We start from the raw sequence: 19524 nt of genomic DNA, 5'->3' as shown, positions 1-19524 counted from the left end.
GAAGACGTCATACGTCCTGGCCTGTCACATCGCTGGCGCGCCGTTAACCTTACCTGAAACCGCCGCGTTTTTACTCAGCCCATAACAAATTTCAAAAAATTTAAGGCGTTGCAGGTTTTTCAGGCAAGATTTTTATCTTACCCGCAATGCCTTCACCCCGCAAACCCGGGCTGTGACCACTGAATGCCCGCCTTCGCGTCACGGGTGTTTGTTATAATATTAACATTAAACCCAGGCTCATTCCGGCTTTATCGATCAGTAATGTCACAATATATGTGAAATTTATCACATAATTAACCTCTGTGAATTGTTAGTGTTATTTTTATAACATTTTAGCAGTCTTTTACCGGGGGAAGAATGGACATTGCGGTTATCGGTTCAAACATGGTGGATTTAATCACCTATACCAACAGTTTTCCCAAGCCAGGGGAAACGCTGGAAGCGCCTGATTTTGCAATGGGTTGTGGCGGTAAAGGGGCCAATCAGGCCGTGGCGGCAGCAAAGCTGGGTGGCAAGGTAATGATGGTCAGCAAAGTGGGCGACGACCTGTTTGCGCCCACCACGTTAGCCAATCTGCAACAGCAGGGCGTGGATACGCGTTTCGTCACCACCGAGGCCGGTGTCTCCAGCGGTGTGGCCCCCATCTTTGTTGATGACCAATCGCAAAACCGCATCTTGATTATTAAAGGCGCGAATCAACATCTCAAGCCCGCGGACATCGATGCTGCGGCTGAGGCGCTGAAGGGCTGCCGGTTAATCATTCTGCAGCTGGAAATTCCGCTGGAAACCGTTTACTACGCGATCGATTTTGCCCGCCAAAATGCTATCCGCGTCATCCTCAATCCTGCCCCCGCCCTGGCTGAGCTGGATATCGCGTATGCCTGCCAGTGTGACTTTTTTATGCCCAATGAAACGGAGCTGGAAATCCTGACTGGAATGCCGGTGGGGACGGAGGATGAAGTGAGGCGGGCAGGCGCGTCCTTACTAAAACGTGGCCTAAAGAATCTGATCGTGACTCTGGGCAGCCGCGGATCGCTGTGGATGACCGGCGATGACTGTCATCAGGTTGACCCTGTGCCGGTTAAAGCACTGGATACCAGCGGTGCCGGTGATGCGTTTATTGGCTGTTTTGCCTACGAACTGGTGAAAACCGGTGATATCCCTGCCGCCATGGCGAAAGCCTCTGCCTACGCGGCCTGTAGCGTCACGGCACGCGGTACGCAGCGTTCTTATCCTGACTCAACCGCTTTTCAGCGCTTTCTCGACCTTCAATGAGGTACGGCCATGCACCAGAACATTGTTCAGCAAGATGACGGTTATCTAAATAAGACCCCGCTGTTCCAGTTTATTCTGCTTTCCTGTCTGTTCCCGTTGTGGGGCTGTGCGGCAAGCCTGAATGACATTCTGATTACGCAATTTAAAAGTGTGTTCGCCCTGAGCGATTTTGCCAGTGCCCTGGTGCAGAGCGCCTTTTACGGCGGCTATTTTTTGATTGCGATTCCGGCCTCGCTGGTGATCCGCAAAACCAGTTACAAGCTGGCGATCTTAACCGGGCTGGCGCTGTATATCGTCGGCTGTATGCTGTTTTACCCCGCCTCGCACATGGCAACCTATACCATGTTTCTGGCAGCGATTTTTGCTATTGCCATTGGGTTAAGCTTCCTGGAAACGGCGGCGAATACCTACAGCTCAATGATTGGTCATCGCCAACATGCCACGCTGCGTCTTAATATCAGCCAGACCTTCTATCCGCTAGGTGCTCTGATGGGCATTGTGTTGGGAAAATATCTGGTATTTCAGGATGGGGAAAGCCTGCAAACACAGATGGCAAACATGACGGCGGAGCAGGCCCACGCGTTCCGCTTATCGATGCTGGAACACACTCTGGAGCCGTATAAATATCTGGTGATGGTGCTGGTGGTCGTCATGCTGCTGTTTATGTTCACCCGTTATCCGCGCTGCAAGCCGCAAAGCAATGAAAAAACGTTGCCTACGCTGGGCGAAACCTTCCGCTATCTGGCAAAAAATCGCCATTTTAAACGCGGTATTCTGGCGCAGTTTCTGTACGTCGGCATGCAGGTTGCAGTGTGGTCCTTTACCATTCGTCTGGCCCTGACGCTGGGGGCGACCAATGAGCGTGAAGCGTCCAGCTTTATGATTTACAGCTTTATCTGTTTCTTTATTGGCAAGTTTGTCGCCAACATTTTGATGACACGTTTCCGTCCAGAGAAAGTCCTTATCGTCTTTTCTGTTTTAGGCATGATAACGCTGGCCTACGTCATGCTGATGCCCAATTTCACCGCTGTTTATGCCGCCGTGTTTGTTAGCGTGCTGTTTGGTCCCTGCTGGGCCACGATCTATGCCGGTACGCTCGCAACGGTAGACAGTAAATACACTGAAGTCGCCGGCGCGTTTATTGTGATGTCGATAGTCGGGGCGGCATTTGTGCCCGCCTTGCAGGGCTTTGTTTCCGACCATCTGGGATCGATGCAGCTGGCATTTGGCGTGTCGCTGCTGTGTTTTGCCTGGGTTGGCTTCTATTTTTGGGGCGAACTGCGCCACAAAAAGCAGCCGCGTCATCGGGCAAACCTGGCGGAGGAGGGACTATGAAAACCCGTTTACCGCTGCACCGTGAACAGTTTTCCGCCACGCCCACGTTGCTGCTGGAGAGCGAGGATTTCAGGGTCGAGCTGTTTCGCTATCCTGCGGGCATTGAGGCCATTCGCATTCACAACCGGCGTGGCACGGTGATTGTGTTGCCCTTTCTGGGCCAGATGGTATGGGATGTGAATTTTGATGGCCGTGCCCTGACCATGGGGCACCGGTTTAAACAGCCGCTGCCGGGTGACACTATCATCGACACGTACGGCTGTTTTGCCTTTCATTCTGGTCTGCTGGCGAATGGCTGCCCTGGCGCGGAAGACTCGCATCCGCTTCACGGCGAAATGGCCTGCGCCCGCATGGATTCCGCATGGATAGTGCTGGAGGATGAGCGTCTTTCTGTCGAAGGCGAAACCGAATACATCAAGGGGTTTGGTCACCATTATCTGGCAGCACCGGCGGTACGGCTAAGGGCCGATCAGGCGCGGCTGATGCTGGAGATGACCGTGACAAATCTGGCTGGCGCACCGATGCCGTTGCAATACATGTGTCACATCAACAGCGCATGGGTGGCGCAAGGGCAGTTTAAGCAGACCATTCCTGACCAGGCCTTTCAGCTGCGCCGTTCTGTTCCGGCACATGTGCGGCCCACTCCTCAGTGGACCGCCTTTACCGACTCCCTGGCCCGCGATCCCACCGCGTTCCGGCAGTTGGATCAACCTGCAATGTACGATCCGGAGATTGTCTTCTTCGCCGATCATCTGGCGCAATACGGTGAGAACGTTCAGTTTGAACTCCATTCCCCGGCCGGTTATGCCCTGATGACCCGCTTTTCCACCGCGCAGTTTCCGCATGCGACGCGCTGGATACTGCATAATGCGGATCAGCAGGTTGCTGCCTACGTACTGCCCGCCACCTGCCGTCCAGAAGGCTTTGCAGCGGCACAACGCGCCGGTACGTTGATGGCGTTGATGCCCGGTGAGCACCGTCATTTCCAGGTTGAAACCGGCGTGCTGTAAAGCGCCCAGGTCGACGCGTTGTGTTACGAAACGTCAGGTGTTTTTGATGCTTCTGCTGCCACGACAGCGTCGGCGTGAGTCTCTTCTGCATCAGAACGCGTGAGGCAGGCAGGATGATCGTCCATGTGGCGAAAGCCCGTGGATAGCGCGTCTTATACCCATCTGCCTGTTCACGTCTTCTACCTGCTCGCCTGTAAGCCATTTAAGCCACCGCAGCCTGTTCTGGCTGGACACACAGCAGATCGCTATCGCCGTTTTATCGTTGAGCATCCCGCTGTTAACCCTGCGTCGGCCTGGTGGAAAACGCGATCCACCTGGCGTTCTAAGGCGGCAGGAAAGTGCGATGCTGCCTAATGCAACCAATATCCCTTATCTTCCCCAGGTCAATTTATGTGACAAATATCACATAAATTGACATTACTCATCCTTATGAGAAAACTCGCCCTTCCAAACATTGAATGATAATGATTATTATTTATATTGTTATTGTCATTAACAACTACTCATTTAATGCAAATAAACCACATAAAATGTAGTTTTTTAGCTTTTTTGTGGACATAAATTCTCAAAAATTTTGACCTCATGGGTGAGCCGTTTCGGCTAAAGGTTACTGAATCTGAATTGACTCGCGTGGTCTGGCGCAGGCTGCTGCCCTTTTTAAACGGTGGCTGGGCGGCTTACGCCTTTAATAAAGGAACGGGATATGGTGGTACGTAAGCAAAACCCGTCGGTGCCTCACCGACAGCTGTCTGATGCGGTCCTTACTGCTCAGGACTTTATTTTCAATGATGCGCAAATTTCGGCCTGGCATCAGCAAACGCAGGAGGCGCTGACGCTGATCACCCACACCGTTCAGCGCGTTGAGAAACCCTTCAGCGGTATCCTGCCTCACGAGCTGGCCCCGGCTTTTAGCGCCGTCGATCTTGACCAGCCGCTGGGAAATAATGAGGCTGCGCTGGAAGAGTTAGGGTCACTGTATCTGCGTGATGCCGTCTGGTTCCATCACCCCAAATACGTGGCGCACCTTAACTGCCCGGTGGTACTGCCATCGCTGCTGGCGGAGCAAATCATGGCCGCGGTCAACAGCTCCGTGGACACCTGGGATCAGAGCGCGGGCGGAACGCTGATTGAACAGAAGGTTATTGACTGGACGCTGAGCCGCATCGGTCTGCCGGCGAGCGCCGACGGCATCTTTACCAGCGGTGGGACGCAGTCAAACCTGATGGCGATGCTGCTGGCACGCGACAGCTGGTGCGCCGCACATCATCCGGGCCATCTGATCAAACATCAGGGCCTGCCGGCCGATGCCGCCAAATGGCGCGTCCTGACCTCCAGACTGAGCCACTTCAGCATTCAGAAATCGATGGCCATTCTCGGGCTGGGCTACGATGCGGTCATTCCGGTGGATTACGACGACGATTACCGCATGGACAGCGTGCAGCTTGCGCACGAGATTGCGCGTTGCCACGAGCAGGGCCTGATCCCGATTGCCGTCGTCGCCACCAGCGGCACCACCGATTTCGGCAGCATCGATCCGCTGGAAACCATCGCGACACTGTGTCAGCAGCACGGCATCTGGATGCACGTCGACGCGGCGTACGGTTGCGGTCTGTTGGTTTCGGAAGCGCATCGCCAGCGCCTCAACGGCATTGAAAAAGCCGACTCGGTGACGGTGGATTATCACAAGTCGTTCTTCCAGACCGTGAGTTGCGGGGCGTTCTTCGTGCGCGATAAACAGCACCTCAGCCACGTGACGCACCATGCTGATTACCTTAATCCGCTCAGCGCTCAGCAGGAAGGGACGCCAAACCTGGTGAATAAAAGTATTCAGACCACGCGCCGGTTTGACGCGCTGAAAATGTGGCTGACCTTGCGCATCATGGGGCCGGCGAAGCTGGGTGAGGCGTTTGACAGCCTTATTACGCTAACCCAGGCAACCCATCAGTTGCTGAAAGCCCATCCGGTGATTGAGGTCCTGCACGCGCCTGAACTGACCACCCAAATCTTCCGCTTCGTGCCGCGCCCCGGCATGAATCCGGTACAGCTGGACGCCATCAATGCCGGTATCCGCAAGGCCCTGTTCCGTTCCGGTAATGCGGTGATTGCCGGTACCAAAGTGGATGGCCGCCAGTACCTGAAATTTACGCTGCTTAATCCCACCACCTCGCTAGCTGACATGGAAGATGTGATTGCCTTGATCGCCCATTACGGTCGCGAACAGGCGCGTGACATGACATTACAGGTGGCTAACCAGTGAGAACGGCGCGATGAACAACAGAATTTATGACTTTATCGGTATTGGTATTGGGCCTTTTAATCTCAGCCTGGCCTGTCTGAGCGAGCCGGTTGAGGGGCTGAACGGCCTCTTTCTGGATCAAAATCCGGGGTTCGACTGGCATACCGGCATGATGCTGGAAAGTGCGCACCTGCAAACGCCGTTTATGGCCGATCTGGTGACGCTGGCCGATCCCACCAATCCTTACAGCCTGCTGAATTACATGAAACAGAAGGGGAAAATTTATTCGTTCTATATCCGCGAAGATTTTTTCCTGATGCGTAAAGAGTACAACCAGTACTGTCAGTGGGCGTGCGCACAGCTGAGTAATTTGCGCTGGAATACGCGGGTAGATTACGTGAGCTACGACGATGCCCAGCAGTGCTACCGTATTCGCGCGGTGGATACGGTCAGCGGGCAACAGCAGGAGTGGCTGACGCGTAAACTGGTGCTGGGCACCGGGCCTGCCGCGTGGCTGCCGGAGTGCAGCCGATCGCATCAGTCGCGCTTTACCCATTCCAGCCAGTATCTGGCGGACAAGGCGGAGCTGCAGAAAAAGAGCACCATCACCGTGCTGGGGAGCGGTCAGAGCGCCGCAGAGATCTATTACGACCTGCTGACGGACATCGATCGGTTTGGCTACCAGCTTAACTGGATAACCCGCGCACCGCGCTTCTATCCCCTGGAATACACCAAGCTGACGCTGGAGATGACCTCGCCAGAATGGGTCGACTACTTCCACGCGCTGCCGGGGGAAAAACGTGATGCGCTGAACGCGCGCCACAAAAACCTCTACAAAGGCATCAACAGCACCTTAATCAATGACATCTACGACCTGATGTACGTCAAGCAACTGGATGGCGCGCTGAACGTTAACCTGTTCACCCATTCGGAACTTACCGGCATGCGCTGGTTGCCGAGCGGGGAGTTTGAACTCGCGCTGCATCAGCAGGAGCAGGATTGTGCGTATACGCGCCGCACTCAGGGCCTGGTGATGGCTACGGGTTATCAGTATCGCCCGCCGATGTTTATCGAAGGCATCAGCCAGCGTCTGCGCTGGGATGAGAAGGGCCGTTACGACGTCCAGCGCAATTACAGTATTGACCAGCACAACCAGATCTTCGTGCAGAACGCAGAGCTGCATACGCACGGCTTTGTCACGCCGGATCTCGGCATGGCCTGCTATCGCAACTCGGTGCTCCTGCGTGAACTCACCGGGCGGGAAATTTATCCCGTCGAGCGGCAGATCGCCTTCCAGACCTTCCCGGCCCAATCGGAACATTGATATGTCACAGTCAACGCTTTTCACTGCGGCCCGACCTGCGGGCCAGTTTACCCTCCGTGCCATGCAGCCCGACGACGTGATGCTTATTCACCGCTGGGTCACGCGCGACTACGCCCGTTTCTGGGGCATGCAGGATCACTCACCTGAACAGGTCGCCGAATTCTATCAACAGCTGACGGCAAAAGATCCCCATGCGGCCTTAATCGGCTGTTGCGATGGCGAACCGGCGTTTCTGATCGAATGCTATCGCGCCAGCGAGGATGAGGTCGGCAGGCATTATCCCGCACAGCCAGACGACTACGGCATGCATATTCTGATCGCGCCCGCCGTGAACCCGGTCAGCCAGTTTAGCTGGCAGGTGTTCAGTACGGTCATGGACTACCTGTTCAGCCGCCCCGAGGTCAACCGCGTGGTGGTCGAGCCGGACGTGCGCAATGACAAAATCCATCGCCTGAATAAACGTGCCGGTTTTCGCTATCAGCACCAGATTGATATGGAACATAAAACCGCCTGGCTGGCCTTCTGCCAGCGCGAAGATTATCAACAGGCTCTACTGCAGGATTCACTGATGAATAACACCACACCGCTGTTGAACGGTTCACACCTTACCGGCAATGACTGGCTGCAAGCCAACCGTTTACTGATTCGCAAAGCGATTGCCGAATTCGCGCACGAAAAATTGATCACGCCTGTCGACATGGGCGCTGGCCGTTATCAACTGGCCGTACCGGGGGGCGAATCGGCATACGTTTTTTCCGCACAACGCCGGGCGCTTGACCACTGGGAAATCGATCTGGCGTCGCTGGATAAACAGGAAAACGGCCGCCGTTTACCCTTGGATGCGCTGCAGTTTATTGAGGAGTTTAATGCGCAAATCGGCATTTCTCAGGCGCTGCTGGCGACCTATATGGAGGAGATCAGCAGCACCTTGTGCAGCAGCGTGTTTAAACTGCAGAAGAACAATCCAGACAGCCAGGCGCTGGTAAAGGCGGACTTTCAGACCGTCGAATCCGCGATGACGGAAGGCCATCCCTGCTTTGTCGCCAATAACGGCCGTATCGGTTTTGATGCGCGCGATTATCTGGCTTATGCCCCCGAAGCCGCCACGCCGGTAAATCTGATCTGGGTGGCTGTGCATCGCCGTAATGCCCACTTCTCCAGCATCAGCGAGCTGAGCTATGAGCGCCTGCTGCAGGAAGAGTTAGGACAGCCTGTGCTTGACCAGTTCGCCGCTCAGCTGGCGAGCCAGGGTGTCGTCACGGACGACTATATCCTGATGCCGGTCCATCCCTGGCAGTGGCAGAATAAACTGTTGACGGTGTTTGCCGCGGATATTGCCAGCCAGGACATTATTTATCTGGGGATCGGGGACGATGGCTATCAGGCGCAGCAGTCGATTCGCACCTTTTTCAACCGCAGTCAGCCGGGTAAACGCTATGTGAAAACGGCGCTGTCGGTGCTGAACATGGGCTTTATGCGCGGCCTTTCTCCTTACTATATGGCGACCACGCCCGCGATTAATGAATGGCTGGAAAGGCTGGTGGCAAAGGATGACTGGCTCCAGCGCTGTGATTTCCGCATCCTGCGCGAAGTGGCCGCTGTGGGCTATCACAACCGACACTACGAACGCGCCATTCAAGGCGACTCCGCTTACAAGAAAATGTTTGCGGCCCTGTGGCGCGATAATCCGGTCACTGATCTGCAGCCCAACCAGCGTTTAATGACCATGGCCGCGTTGCTGCATGTCGATCACCATCAGCAGCCGTTACTGCCCGCGCTGATCGCCGATTCCGGCCTGCCTGCGGAACAGTGGATTAGTCGTTACCTGAACTGTTACCTCAGCCCGCTGCTGCACTGCTTCTATCAACACGATCTGGTGTTTATGCCTCATGGCGAAAACCTGATCCTGCTGCTGGAAAACAATGTGCCGGTCAGCGCCTATATGAAGGACATTGGGGAGGAGATCGCGGTGATGAATCCGGATGCCGTTCTGCCTGAAAAGGTGCAGCGACTGGCGGTGGACGTGCCTGAGCACCTTAAACTGCTGTCGATCTTTACCGACGTCTTCGACTGCATCTTCCGCTTTATCAGCGCGATTTTGCATCAGTCGAATACGCTGTCGGAAAGCCAGTTCTGGCAGTTGGTGGCGCAGTGCGTGAAGGACTATCAGCAGGCGCACCCGCAGCTTGCCAGCAAGTTCGCCCGTTACGACATGTTTGCGCCCGAATTTACCCGCTCCTGCCTGAATCGCCTGCAACTGGCGAATAACCAGCAGATGATTAACCTGTCCGATCCCGCAGAAAACCTCAAGTTTGCCGGCACGCTGGTTAACCCAATTGCCACATGGCGCTAGCCCGTTAGCGGTGTCAGCACGTCGGACAGTATCAGCGCGGTCGCTCAGGCGGCCGCGTTTTTTTATCTTGTTTTGGAAAGTATTCACGATGGCTCTTTTTCAACCTGTCTCGCGCCTCACGCGTCGACATTTACTGTTTCCCTTATCACTGGTGTTATTTGAATTTGCTACCTATCTGGCGCACGACATGATTCAGCCGGGCATGTTGCGGGTGACGCAGGCGTTTCATGTCGGCCCGGAGTGGGTGTCCACGTCACTGACCGCTTACCTGATGGGCGGCATGGTGTTGCAGTGGCTGTTGGGGCCGCTGTCGGACAAACTGGGACGCCGCCCGGTCTTGCTGGCGGGCGTCGCGTTTTTCATGCTGACCTGTCTGGCGACCCACTGGGTACAGAGCATGGGGCAGTTTATCTTGCTGCGCTTTCTTCAGGGCATCAGCCTGTGTTTCATCGGCGCGGTCGGTTATGCCGCTATTCAGGAAGCGTTTGACGACGCACTCAGCGTAAAGATGATGGCGCTGATGGCTAACGTGGCCCTGCTGGCACCGCTGGCCGGGCCGCTGGCGGGCACGGCGTTCCTTGCCGTCGCAGACTGGCGCACGCTGTTTCTGTTTTTTGCTGCGCTGTCTGCCCTGGCGCTGACGGGGTTGTGGTTTTCGATGCCGGAAACGGCGGGCGACAGAAACACCTCTGTGTCGCTGACGTCGCTGGCAGCGGGCTATTACGCGTTGTTAAAAGAGCGGCAGGTGATACGCGGTTCGCTGGCCATTGGCCTGGTCACCATTCCCTGTCTGGGCTGGGTCGCCCTTTCTCCGGTGATCCTGATCCATGATCTGGGGCTGAGCCGAATGGAATATGCGCTGCTCCAGTTGCCGGTCTTTGTGGCGATGATTGCCGGAAATCTGACGCTGGGTCGGCTTGCCAGCCGTCTGCCGGTTGAGCAGCCGCTGCGGCTGGGTGCCTGGCCGATTATTACCGGTCTGGCGATAGCCGCTGTCGGCGCGCTTATGGATGCGGGCAGCTATGTATGGCTGACGGCGGGCCTGAGCCTTTACGGCTTCGGCACCGGAATGGTGAATGCCGGGCTGTACCGACTGACGCTCTTTTCCAGCCGGGCAGGGAAGGGCAGCGTGGCGGCGATGCTGGGCATGATCAGTATGGTGGTGTTTGCGCTGGGCATTGAGGCGGTCAAAGTGGCGTATTTCAGTGGCGGGATGGCCTGGTTCAGCCTGGTGAATCTGTTGTGCGGCTTGCTATGGTTGGGACTGGTGCGGTCGTTTCTGCGCGAAAATCAGCGACGACATCGCGTCGTCGCAGTATAGGGTGAGACAGGCGGCAGGGTTTGCCGCCTGTTCGGTAGCGATCAGAAATCGTAGCCGACAGTGGCAACGACGGTCCGTTCCGCGCCCCAGTAGCAGAAACCGGTGCCGTAGCAGGCGGACACATAGTCGCGGTCGGTCAGGTTATTGGCGTTAACCTGCACAAAAGCCCCTTTCAGACTGCTGTTCCAGGCGCCTAAATCGGCACGTACCGAGGCATCAAACAGCGTGGCAGACGGCAGACGGGTGGTATTTTCATTGTCTGCCCACTGCCGACCAATGTAACGCACGCCTGCACCGATGCTGATCCCGGCGTCAAACTGGTATTTCGCCCACGCGGAAGCCATCGAATCAGGCGTGACGTAAGGCGTATGACCGTTATTACCGTCGATGGAATCTTTAAAGCGCACGTGGTTGAGCGTAAAGCTCGCCAGCGTGCTCAGTCGCGGGGTTAACTGATTATGTGCTTCCAGCTCAAGCCCCTGCGAGTGCACTTTCCCGGCCGGTTCATAATAGGACCCCACCACCACACGATTGCCGACGTCATTTTGGGTCAGATCGTAGATAGCCGCCGAGTAGAGATCGGACGTGCCCACCGGCTGGTATTTAATGCCGGTTTCGTACTGTTCCGAGGTCGTGGGTTTCAGCAGATTGCCATCCTGTCCGGAAAGGGACTGCGGCGTAATGGCCTGGCTGTAGCTGACGTACGGAGAGATACCGTTATCGAATGCATACAGCAGCGCCGCGCGACCGCTCACGTGATCGTCCTGACGACGATACTGCGTATCGCTGCTGTACTGTCTGTTTTCAGAGACGATCCGATCGTAGCGGCCGGAAAGATCCAGATGCCACTTGTCCCATTTCATCTCATCCTGCAGGTACATACCGGTTTGATAGTAACGGCGCTGCGAGTTCTGGAACACGTAAGCCGGATTCGGTCCCACGGCCTGGCCTGTCAGCGCATTGAGCTGGCTGGCTAAACCACTGGCATCCCGCAAATCGTTGGTGTACTGATGATATTCCGCGCCCAGCACCACCTTATGATCCACCGGGCCCGTATCAAAATCGGCTTCCAGTTGATTATCGATCGCGTACGCCTGCAGTGAGGAACGTGAACCGGAGTAGTAGCGGTTGAGCAGTTCAGACTGAGGGGAATCCCAGCCAGCCTGATAAACCTGATCCAAATCCACATTGGAATGGGAGTAGCTGGCGTTGGAACGGAAGGCCCAGGTTTCGTTAAAGCGGTGAGCGAACTCCGCGCTGTAAATTTGCTCACGACGTTTGAACTGATCCAGCGTGCTGTCGCCGTCATAAAAACCGGTGCTGAGCTTACGTCCGTTATGCTCGGTGATGCTGCCGTCACCCGGCACGGCGCTGTGGTAGCCACCGGAAGGATCTTTTTGCAGATAGGCGCGTAACAGCAGTGAGGTATCCTCATCAGGCTGCCACAGCAGCGAGGGTGAAATCGCATATTTTTCTTCGCGGGTATGATCGTACTGCGTATCACTGTTGCGCGTGATGCCGGTCAGACGAAAAGCCCACTGATCGTTAATCGCATTGGTGTAATCAAATGCGGCGCTGTTGGTGTTGTGAGTGCCGGTGGACAGGCGGAAGTGACCGGCGGGGGCATACTGCGGACGCTTAGACGTCTCCATGACTAAGCCACCCGGAACGGTCTGGCCGTACAGGGCGGAAGAAGGCCCTTTGATCACATCAATGCGTTCGAGGAACCAGGGATCAACCTGCAGCACGTTGTAGCTGCCGGGATCGCTCATCAGGCGCAGGCCGTCGAGGAAAATATTATCCACATCGCCGCCGTGGAAACCGCGCAGCGACACCGTATCGTAGCGGGTGGCCGCGCCGGCGAAGTTCGTAAAGGCGCCCGCGGTATAGTTCAGCGCCTGATTCACATCCATTGCGCCCTGATCGTCCATCTGCTGGCGCGTCACCACCGACACCGACTGACCGGTGGTGATCAGCGGGCGATCGGTCTTGGTCGCGCCTTTGCTGACGGTCGCCGTATAGCCTTCTGTTGGGGTTGTCGACGTTTCTTCAGGCTTTGCCGTCACCACCAGCGTGTTGGCGGCAAACGTGACTGCCGGTGTGGCAATGGCGATGGAACACAGCAACGCTAACCGTTTCGGGCCGAAAGGCATTCTCATTGTTTATCCCTTACAAAAGGTAAATACCCTGCTCCTGTCAGAGGAAAGGAGCGTAAATTTTGATTACGATCAGATAATGCGCATTGAATGCAAATGAGAATTATTGCCTTTACTGTTAATCATTACAAGACATGTTCACCGTTATGGCTGAAGAAATTGCAGGCAGAAGGAAAACGGCGTGGATGGCGGGTGGGCTCAGGTCGATTTCAGCGGGGGAAAATGGCGGCTCGTGCGGCACTCGCCAGGTAAACAAGATGGGCAGGTCAGCAAGCGTTTCTGACCTGCTACGTGGCTGTCACCTCAGATCGCGACCAGGCTCCGCACGTTATCCGTTTCCATATCGTCACCCCGACCGCGTTGAATAATTTCGCCGCGCGACATGACCAGGTAGCTGTCGGCTAACTCAGCGGCAAAATCATAGAATTGTTCGACCAGCAGAATCGCCATATCGCCGCGTTGCGCCAACTGACGGATCACCATGCCAATCTCTTTGATCACCGACGGCTGAATCCCTTCGGTGGGCTCGTCGAGGATCAGCAACTGCGGACGGCTTGCCAGCGCGCGTCCAATGGCCAGCTGTTGCTGTTGTCCCCCCGACAGGTCGCCGCCACGACGTGACTTCATGTCGAACAGCACGGGGAAAAGCTGATAAATCTCATCAGGAACCTGTTTCGCCCTGGCAGCGGGAAAGCGTGACAGCCCCATCAGCAGATTCTCCTCGACCGTCAGACGCGGAAAAATTTCGCGTCCTTGTGGGACGTAAGCGATGCCGGACTGCACGCGCTGATAAGGCTTTCGCGCGCCAATCGACTTGTCCTGCCAGCGTACCTCACCCGATTTGGCCGGAATCAACCCCATCAGGCATTTCAACAGGGTGGTTTTTCCCACGCCGTTGCGGCCCAGCAGGCAGGTGATCTCACCGGTCTTAACCTCAAAGGACAGGCCACGTAGAATATGGCTGCCGCCGTAATATTGATGCAGTTCCGATACCTGTAACATTTAGCGCCCCAAATAAACGTCGATGACCTGCTCATTGGCCTGAACGTCGCGCAGCGACCCTTCCGCCAGCACCTTGCCTTGATGCAAAACCGTCACGTGGTCGGCAATGGTTTCCACAAAGCCCATATCGTGCTCAACCACCATCAGTGAGTGTTTCCCTGCCAGACCGCGGAACAGCTCGGCGGTATAGTCGGTTTCCGCATCGGTCATGCCCGCGGCGGGCTCATCCAGCAGAAGCAGGTGCGGTTCCTGTACCAGCAGCATGCCGATCTCCAGAAACTGTTTTTGCCCGTGTGACAACAAGCCCGCCTGGCGCTGGCGCGAACCGGTGAGCCGCAGCAGGAGCAGGACCTCGTCAATGCGATCCCGCTGCTCGCTGTTAAGCCGTGCACGCAGACTGGCCCAGACAGTTTTGCTGGTTTTCAGGGCAAGCTCCAGATTTTCAAACACCGTCAGGGCTTCAAACACCGTGGGCTTCTGAAACTTGCGCCCGATACCACGGCGGGCAATTTCCACAGGTGACTGTGCCGTGAGATCGTGATCCTGATCGTAAATGACCCGGCCCTTATCTGGCCGTGTTTTGCCGGTAATCACGTCCATCAGCGTGGTTTTCCCTGCCCCGTTGGGACCAATCACGCAGCGCAGTTCGCCAACGCCGATCGCTAAGGAAAGATCGGTCAGCGCGCGAAAGCCATCAAAGGAGACGGTGACCTGTTCCAGTTGCAACACCGGATCGCGCTGAACACGATGGCGATCCGAAGGAAACGATTGGGTAAACGGGTGCTCAGTCATGTTTTCTCCGACGCAGCAGGCCAATCACACCACGCGGCAGAAACAGCGTGACCAGGATAAACATCATTCCCAGGAAGAACAGCCAGTATTCTGGAAAGGCGACGGTGAAAACGCTTTTCGCGCCGTTAACAATTGCGGCGCCAAGCAGTGGGCCAATTAACGTGCCACGCCCGCCCAGTGCGACCCAGATGGCGGCTTCGATGGAGTTGGTCGGGGACATTTCACCGGGATTGATAATGCCGACCTGCGGCACATAGAGCGCGCCCGCCACACCGCACAACACGGCGGACAGCGTCCAGACAAACAGCTTAAAGCCGCGCGGATCGTAACCGCAGAACATCAGACGGTTTTCCGCGTCGCGAACCGCAGTCAGCACCCGACCAAATTTACTGCGAGCCAGGGCAAAACCCAGGCCCAAACTGGCTAACAGCAGCATAACGGTGGCGATAAACAGCCCGATGCGCGTGCCGGTGGCGGTGACGTTAAAGCCGAGCAGGGTGGTGAAACCGGTAAAGCCGTTGTTGCCACCAAAGCCGGTCTCGTTGCGGAAAAACAACAGCATACCGGCATAGGTCAGCGCCTGGGTCATGATCGAGAAATAAACCCCTTTGATTTTCGAGCGGAAGGCGAAAAAACCAAACACCAGCGCCAGCAGGCCGGGCACCAGCACAATCAGGCACAGCGCCCAGGCAAAATGCTGGGTGCCCGCCCAAAACCACGGCAGGCGATCCCAGGAGAGAAAGGCCATAAAGGCCGGTACGCCGTCGCCCGCCGCCTGACGCATCAGGTACATGCCCATCGCATAACCGCCCAGCGCAAAAAACAGACCGTGCCCCAGAGAGAGTAAACCGGCATAGCCCCAGACCAGATCCAGCGCCACCGCGACGACGGCATAGCACAGGATTTTCCCCACCAGCGTTAAGGTATAGGTTGATATCGCCAGCGGATGGGCGGCAGGCAGCAGCGCCAGAAACGGCATCATCAGTAGCATCAGCGTAACCAGTGCGCCAATACACAGCGTCAGGCGCGGGGCCTGGCGAGTCAGACGTAAGGTGATCGGTTGCGTCATTAGTCAGTCACCCTTCCTTTCACCGCAAACAGTCCTTGCGGACGTTTTTGAATAAACAGCACGATCATGACCAGAATCAGGATCTTCCCCAGCACCGCGCCGATTTGCGGCTCCAGCACTTTATTGAGAATGCCCAGCCCCAGCGCCGCCACGACGGTTCCGGCCAGTTGACCGACCCCGCCGAGCACCACCACCAGGAAGGAGTCAATAATGTAGCCCTGGCCGAGTTCCGGGCCGACATTACCCAACTGGGACAGGGCCACGCCGCCCAGCCCGGCAATGCCGGAGCCCAGGCCAAAAGCCAGCATGTCCACGCGTCCCGTCGGTACGCCGCAGCAGTCGGCCATGGCCCGATTTTGTGTTACCGCGCGCACGTTCATTCCCAGGCGCGTGCGGTTCAGCAGCAGCCAGGTCAGCATCAGCACAAACACCACGAACAGAATGACCGCGATGCGGTTCCAGGGCAGGACCAGGTTAGGCAGCACTTGCAAACCGCCAGACAGCCAGGTGGGGTTAGCGACCTCGAGGTTCTGCGCGCCAAACAGCATTCGCACCAGCTGAATCAGCATCAGGCTGATGCCCCAGGTGGCGAGCAGCGTTTCCAGCGGGCGGCCATAAAGATGGCGGATAATGGTGCGTTCCAGCGCCATACCGATAGCGGCGGTCATCAAAAAGGCCACCGGCAGCGCCAGCAGCGGATACCAGTCGATGTAGTGCGGCGCGAACTGCTGAAACAGGTTTTGCACCATCCAGGTGGCGTAGGCACCCAGCATCAACATTTCCCCGTGCGCCATATTGATCACCCCCAGCAGACCGTAGGTGATTGCCAGACCCAGCGCGGCAAGCAGCAGTATCGAACCCAGCGATAAGCCGCTAAACGCCTGACCCAGCAGATCGCCCCACATCAGGCGACTTTTGATCTGTTTCAGGCTGTCTGCCGCCGCTTCACGGACGGTTTCATCGGGTTCCGCTGTGGGCTGCGTCAGCCGTTGCAGGCTGGCCTGGGTATTGGGATCGCTGGACTCGCCCAATAGTTTTACCGCCCGCAGCCGAACCATGGGCTGAGAGCTGGTCAGTTGCAGGTTGGCTGCTGTCATTGCCAGCGCAGCGTGCACTCGCGCATCCTTTTCGACGCTCAGGCGCTGCGTAATCAGCGGAAGCAGATCGCTGGCCGCATCATTTTGTAACTGCTGAGCTGCGCTCAGGCGCACGCTGGCATCATTGCTCACCAGTTGATGGGCGGCGAGGGCACTGGCAACCAGCACGCGCAGCCGGTTGTTCATAAACAGTTTTTTCACTTCACCCGTCGGCTGCAGGGCGGCATCCAGCGGCAGCAACCTGCTATCGGTTTTACTGAAGGGATGGCGATCCTGATCCGTGACCACGGTTTCGGCTTTCAGCGCCTGAAGCAGCGGTAGGCGACTGGCATCCGGCGCAGCCGCCCACTGTTGCAGCAATGCCGCCTGCTGGGTTCGGCTGGCCGCAGCGTAGTCGGCTGCCGGTCCGGCGCTGGCAAACAGCGGCAGGAGCAGCAAAAAACTAAAGAAACACAGGCGAAGCGTCATGAGTGAGCCTCATTGAATAAGCGAGCATGGAAAGTCCTTTTTGCCGCCCTTATTCCGGGACAAGGGCGGCACCTGTTTTACTGGGATGTTTTCACAGGGTGGTCGGGTTTTTTGTCATTACCGGGGATATACGGGCTCCAGGGTTGGGCGCGTACCGGTTTGTCGGTCTGCCAGACCACGTTGAACTGACCGTTCTCTTCCACTTCGCCAATCATCACGGGTTTATGCAGATGGTGGTTGGTCTGGTCCATCGTCAGGGTAAAGCCATCCGGCGCTTTGAAGGTCTGACCGGCCATGGCGGCACGCACCTTATCTACATCGGTGGTGCCCGCTTTTTCTACCGCCTGCGCCCACATGTGAATGCCAACGTAGGTGGCTTCCATCGGATCGTTGGTGACAACGCTGCTGGCGTTGGGCAGGTTATGGGCTTTGGCATAAGCACGATAATCGGCGACGAATTTAGCGTTGGTGGGGTTATCCAGCGACTCAAAGTAGTTCCATGCGGCGAGCTGACCGACTAAAGGTTTAGTATCAATCCCCCGGAGTTCTTCTTCGCCCACAGAGAACGCCACTACCGGAATCTCGGTGGCTTTGATGCCCTGATTAGCCAGCTCTTTATAGAACGGCACGTTGGAGTCGCCATTGATGGTGGAGACCACCGCCGTTTTCCCGCCAGCGGCAAACTTTTTGATATTCGACACGATGGTCTGGTAATCGCTGTAGCCAAACGGCGTGTAGACCTCTTCGATGTCTTTATCCTGTACGCCCTTGGCATGCAGGAAGGCGCGCAAAATCTTATTGGTGGTGCGGGGATAAACATAATCTGTTCCCAGCAGGAAGAAGCGTTTGGCACTGCCGCCATCTTCGCTCATCAGGTATTCCACTGCAGGAATGGCCTGCTGGTTAGGCGCTGCCCCGGTATAGAAAACGTTGGGGGACATCTCTTCGCCTTCATATTGCACCGGGTAGAAGAGCAGGCCGTTGAGTTCTTCAAAGACGGGCAGCACGGATTTTCGCGATACCGATGTCCAGCAGCCGAAAACGACGGCCGCTTTATCCTGGGTCATTAGCTGACGCGCTTTTTCTGCAAACAGCGGCCAGTTTGATGCCGGGTCCACCACCACCGGTTCGAGCTTTTTACCCAGCACGCCGCCTTTTGCATTGATTTCATCAATGGTCATCAGGGCGACATCTTTCAGCGGCGTTTCAGAAATCGCCATGGTGCCGGAAAGCGAGTGCATAATGCCCACTTTAATCGTGTCAGCCGCCTGAGCACTCCATGAGAATCCCATACCTGCGACGGTAGCGGAGAGCGCAAAAGCCTTAAGCAATGAACGTCTTTTCATCAATGTTAAACCCCTGGTTAGATGGATACGTTATTCGATGGGTTGGAGCCTGGCCTGCTGTAACATATGGATTGTGATTTTTCTGACCTCTGCCTTACTGGCGGCAATGTGCCCACTCAACATCTGCTGGGCTTCACCGGTTTGCTGCAATAAAATGGCCTGTAAAATTTGCGCGTGCTCGCGATACGTCGCCGCGATCCGGTCTTCGCGGGTAAAATCGAGACGTCGGATAATGCGGATCTTCTCGGTCAGTTCGGCGTGGATACGTGCGATTTCACTGTTGCCAGCGGCGGCAACCAGCGTCATATGAAAGGCTTCATCGTGCTGGGACACCTTCTTGCCCTCATCCAGACGGGCGGCCTCACACCAGAACTGATAAAGCTCGCGCAGCCGGGCGGCGCACTGCGCCGAGGGCAGCTCACACAGGCGCTTCACGGCTTCGCACTCCAGCACCGTTCGCAGGTCGTACAGCTCCTCGAAATAGGCGAAATCAAAGGTTTTTACCTGCCATCCGCTGCGAAACCAGACGTCGACATAACCTTCACGCTCCAGCCAGAACAGCGCCTGGCGCACCGGCGTACGGCTGACCGCCATACGTTCAGCGATTTCACTTTCGCTGAAGCGGTCACCGGGCATCAGGCGAAATTCAAAAATGTCGTTTTTCAGTGTCTGATAAACGCGTTCCGCCAGCGCTTCCGGGCGACCTTTATGACGAGGGGATCGGGTTGTCATCGGCTCTC

15 protein-coding genes are annotated in these 19524 nt (G+C 56.3%); 8 read left to right on the top strand and 7 right to left on the bottom strand.

From position 1 onward, the window contains the following. Nucleotides 1–357: 357 nt before the first annotated feature. The 8 genes from rbsK (at nucleotide 358) to NR177_RS13795 (ending at nucleotide 10854) form a co-directional block, all read left to right on the top strand. A complete protein-coding gene (gene rbsK, locus NR177_RS13830; RefSeq protein WP_256853084.1) occupies nucleotides 358–1275 on the top strand; it encodes a ribokinase in 918 nt (305 codons plus the stop codon). Between the two features lie 9 nt (nucleotides 1276–1284). Next, the gene (fucP, locus tag NR177_RS13825; RefSeq protein ID WP_256853083.1) at nucleotides 1285–2610 is read left to right on the top strand and encodes an L-fucose:H+ symporter permease; all 1326 of its coding nucleotides are present in this window, start codon (nucleotides 1285–1287) and stop codon (nucleotides 2608–2610) included. Beyond that, on the top strand, nucleotides 2607–3620 hold the full coding sequence (locus tag NR177_RS13820) for an aldose 1-epimerase family protein (protein WP_256853082.1): 1014 nt from the start codon (nucleotides 2607–2609) through the stop codon (nucleotides 3618–3620). Before fucP ends, NR177_RS13820 begins: the two co-directional genes overlap by 4 nt. A gap of 123 nt (nucleotides 3621–3743) precedes the next feature. Beyond that, entirely contained in the window at nucleotides 3744–3974 is a 231-nt protein-coding gene (locus NR177_RS13815) for a hypothetical protein (protein WP_218994921.1), read from the top strand. Between the two features lie 349 nt (nucleotides 3975–4323). After that, nucleotides 4324–5877: an aspartate aminotransferase family protein gene (locus NR177_RS13810; protein ID WP_109716581.1), complete on the top strand. Its 1554-nt coding sequence runs from the start codon at nucleotides 4324–4326 to the stop codon at nucleotides 5875–5877. Nucleotides 5878–5887: 10 nt separating this feature from the next. Further along, nucleotides 5888–7180: a lysine N(6)-hydroxylase/L-ornithine N(5)-oxygenase family protein gene (locus NR177_RS13805; protein ID WP_256853081.1), complete on the top strand. Its 1293-nt coding sequence runs from the start codon at nucleotides 5888–5890 to the stop codon at nucleotides 7178–7180. Nucleotide 7181: 1 nt separating this feature from the next. Then, on the top strand, nucleotides 7182–9533 hold the full coding sequence (locus tag NR177_RS13800) for a GNAT family N-acetyltransferase (RefSeq protein ID WP_256853080.1): 2352 nt from the start codon (nucleotides 7182–7184) through the stop codon (nucleotides 9531–9533). Nucleotides 9534–9621: 88 nt separating this feature from the next. Then, nucleotides 9622–10854 carry an MFS transporter gene (locus NR177_RS13795; protein ID WP_256853079.1) on the top strand — a complete coding sequence of 411 codons (1233 nt, stop codon included), beginning with the start codon at nucleotides 9622–9624 and terminating at the stop codon, nucleotides 10852–10854. 41 nt (nucleotides 10855–10895) lie between these two features. On the opposite strand, the gene NR177_RS13790 is transcribed toward NR177_RS13795, so the two are convergent. The 7 genes from NR177_RS13790 to NR177_RS13760 form a co-directional block, all read right to left on the bottom strand. Continuing rightward, complete coding sequence (locus NR177_RS13790) at nucleotides 10896–13013, bottom strand: TonB-dependent siderophore receptor (protein ID WP_218994928.1); 2118 nt, start codon at nucleotides 13011–13013, stop codon at nucleotides 10896–10898. A gap of 300 nt (nucleotides 13014–13313) precedes the next feature. Then, nucleotides 13314–14012, bottom strand: coding sequence for an urea ABC transporter ATP-binding subunit UrtE (gene urtE, locus NR177_RS13785; RefSeq protein WP_063878333.1), 699 nt, complete (start codon nucleotides 14010–14012; stop codon nucleotides 13314–13316). Beyond that, nucleotides 14013–14804, bottom strand: coding sequence for an urea ABC transporter ATP-binding protein UrtD (urtD, locus tag NR177_RS13780; RefSeq protein ID WP_063878334.1), 792 nt, complete (start codon nucleotides 14802–14804; stop codon nucleotides 14013–14015). After that, nucleotides 14797–15873, bottom strand: a complete 1077-nt coding sequence (urtC, locus tag NR177_RS13775; protein WP_145393586.1) for an urea ABC transporter permease subunit UrtC — start codon at nucleotides 15871–15873, stop codon at nucleotides 14797–14799. The genes urtD and urtC overlap by 8 nt, the downstream gene beginning before the upstream one ends. Beyond that, nucleotides 15873–17438, bottom strand: coding sequence for an urea ABC transporter permease subunit UrtB (urtB, locus tag NR177_RS13770; RefSeq protein ID WP_256853078.1), 1566 nt, complete (start codon nucleotides 17436–17438; stop codon nucleotides 15873–15875). Before urtB ends, urtC begins: the two co-directional genes overlap by 1 nt. Before the next feature lie 77 nt (nucleotides 17439–17515). Then, entirely contained in the window at nucleotides 17516–18784 is a 1269-nt protein-coding gene (gene urtA, locus NR177_RS13765; RefSeq protein WP_256853077.1) for an urea ABC transporter substrate-binding protein, read from the bottom strand. A gap of 30 nt (nucleotides 18785–18814) precedes the next feature. Further along, nucleotides 18815–19516 (bottom strand): GntR family transcriptional regulator, encoded by a 702-nt coding sequence (locus NR177_RS13760; protein ID WP_063878338.1) that lies wholly within the window; start codon nucleotides 19514–19516, stop codon nucleotides 18815–18817. Between the last annotated feature and the right edge of the window lie 8 nt (nucleotides 19517–19524).

It is taken from the genome of Pantoea sp. Fr+CA_20 (genome assembly GCF_024520835.1).
In the GTDB taxonomy this organism is placed as follows: Bacteria; Pseudomonadota; Gammaproteobacteria; order Enterobacterales; family Enterobacteriaceae; genus Pantoea; species Pantoea allii.
Note: the sequence above shows the minus strand (reverse complement) of the source record. Positions and strands in the feature narration are given on the sequence as shown.

Coding starts and splice junctions, on each gene's coding strand:
- rbsK (WP_256853084.1), top strand. CDS start 358: ATGGACATTGCGGTTATCGGTTCAAACATGGTGGATTTAATCACCTAT.
- fucP (WP_256853083.1), top strand. CDS start 1,285: ATGCACCAGAACATTGTTCAGCAAGATGACGGTTATCTAAATAAGACC.
- NR177_RS13820 (WP_256853082.1), top strand. CDS start 2,607: ATGAAAACCCGTTTACCGCTGCACCGTGAACAGTTTTCCGCCACGCCC.
- NR177_RS13815 (WP_218994921.1), top strand. CDS start 3,744: ATGTGGCGAAAGCCCGTGGATAGCGCGTCTTATACCCATCTGCCTGTT.
- NR177_RS13810 (WP_109716581.1), top strand. CDS start 4,324: ATGGTGGTACGTAAGCAAAACCCGTCGGTGCCTCACCGACAGCTGTCT.
- NR177_RS13805 (WP_256853081.1), top strand. CDS start 5,888: ATGAACAACAGAATTTATGACTTTATCGGTATTGGTATTGGGCCTTTT.
- NR177_RS13800 (WP_256853080.1), top strand. CDS start 7,182: ATGTCACAGTCAACGCTTTTCACTGCGGCCCGACCTGCGGGCCAGTTT.
- NR177_RS13795 (WP_256853079.1), top strand. CDS start 9,622: ATGGCTCTTTTTCAACCTGTCTCGCGCCTCACGCGTCGACATTTACTG.
- NR177_RS13790 (WP_218994928.1), bottom strand. CDS start 13,013: ATGAGAATGCCTTTCGGCCCGAAACGGTTAGCGTTGCTGTGTTCCATC.
- urtE (WP_063878333.1), bottom strand. CDS start 14,012: ATGTTACAGGTATCGGAACTGCATCAATATTACGGCGGCAGCCATATT.
- urtD (WP_063878334.1), bottom strand. CDS start 14,804: ATGACTGAGCACCCGTTTACCCAATCGTTTCCTTCGGATCGCCATCGT.
- urtC (WP_145393586.1), bottom strand. CDS start 15,873: ATGACGCAACCGATCACCTTACGTCTGACTCGCCAGGCCCCGCGCCTG.
- urtB (WP_256853078.1), bottom strand. CDS start 17,438: ATGACGCTTCGCCTGTGTTTCTTTAGTTTTTTGCTGCTCCTGCCGCTG.
- urtA (WP_256853077.1), bottom strand. CDS start 18,784: ATGAAAAGACGTTCATTGCTTAAGGCTTTTGCGCTCTCCGCTACCGTC.
- NR177_RS13760 (WP_063878338.1), bottom strand. CDS start 19,516: ATGACAACCCGATCCCCTCGTCATAAAGGTCGCCCGGAAGCGCTGGCG.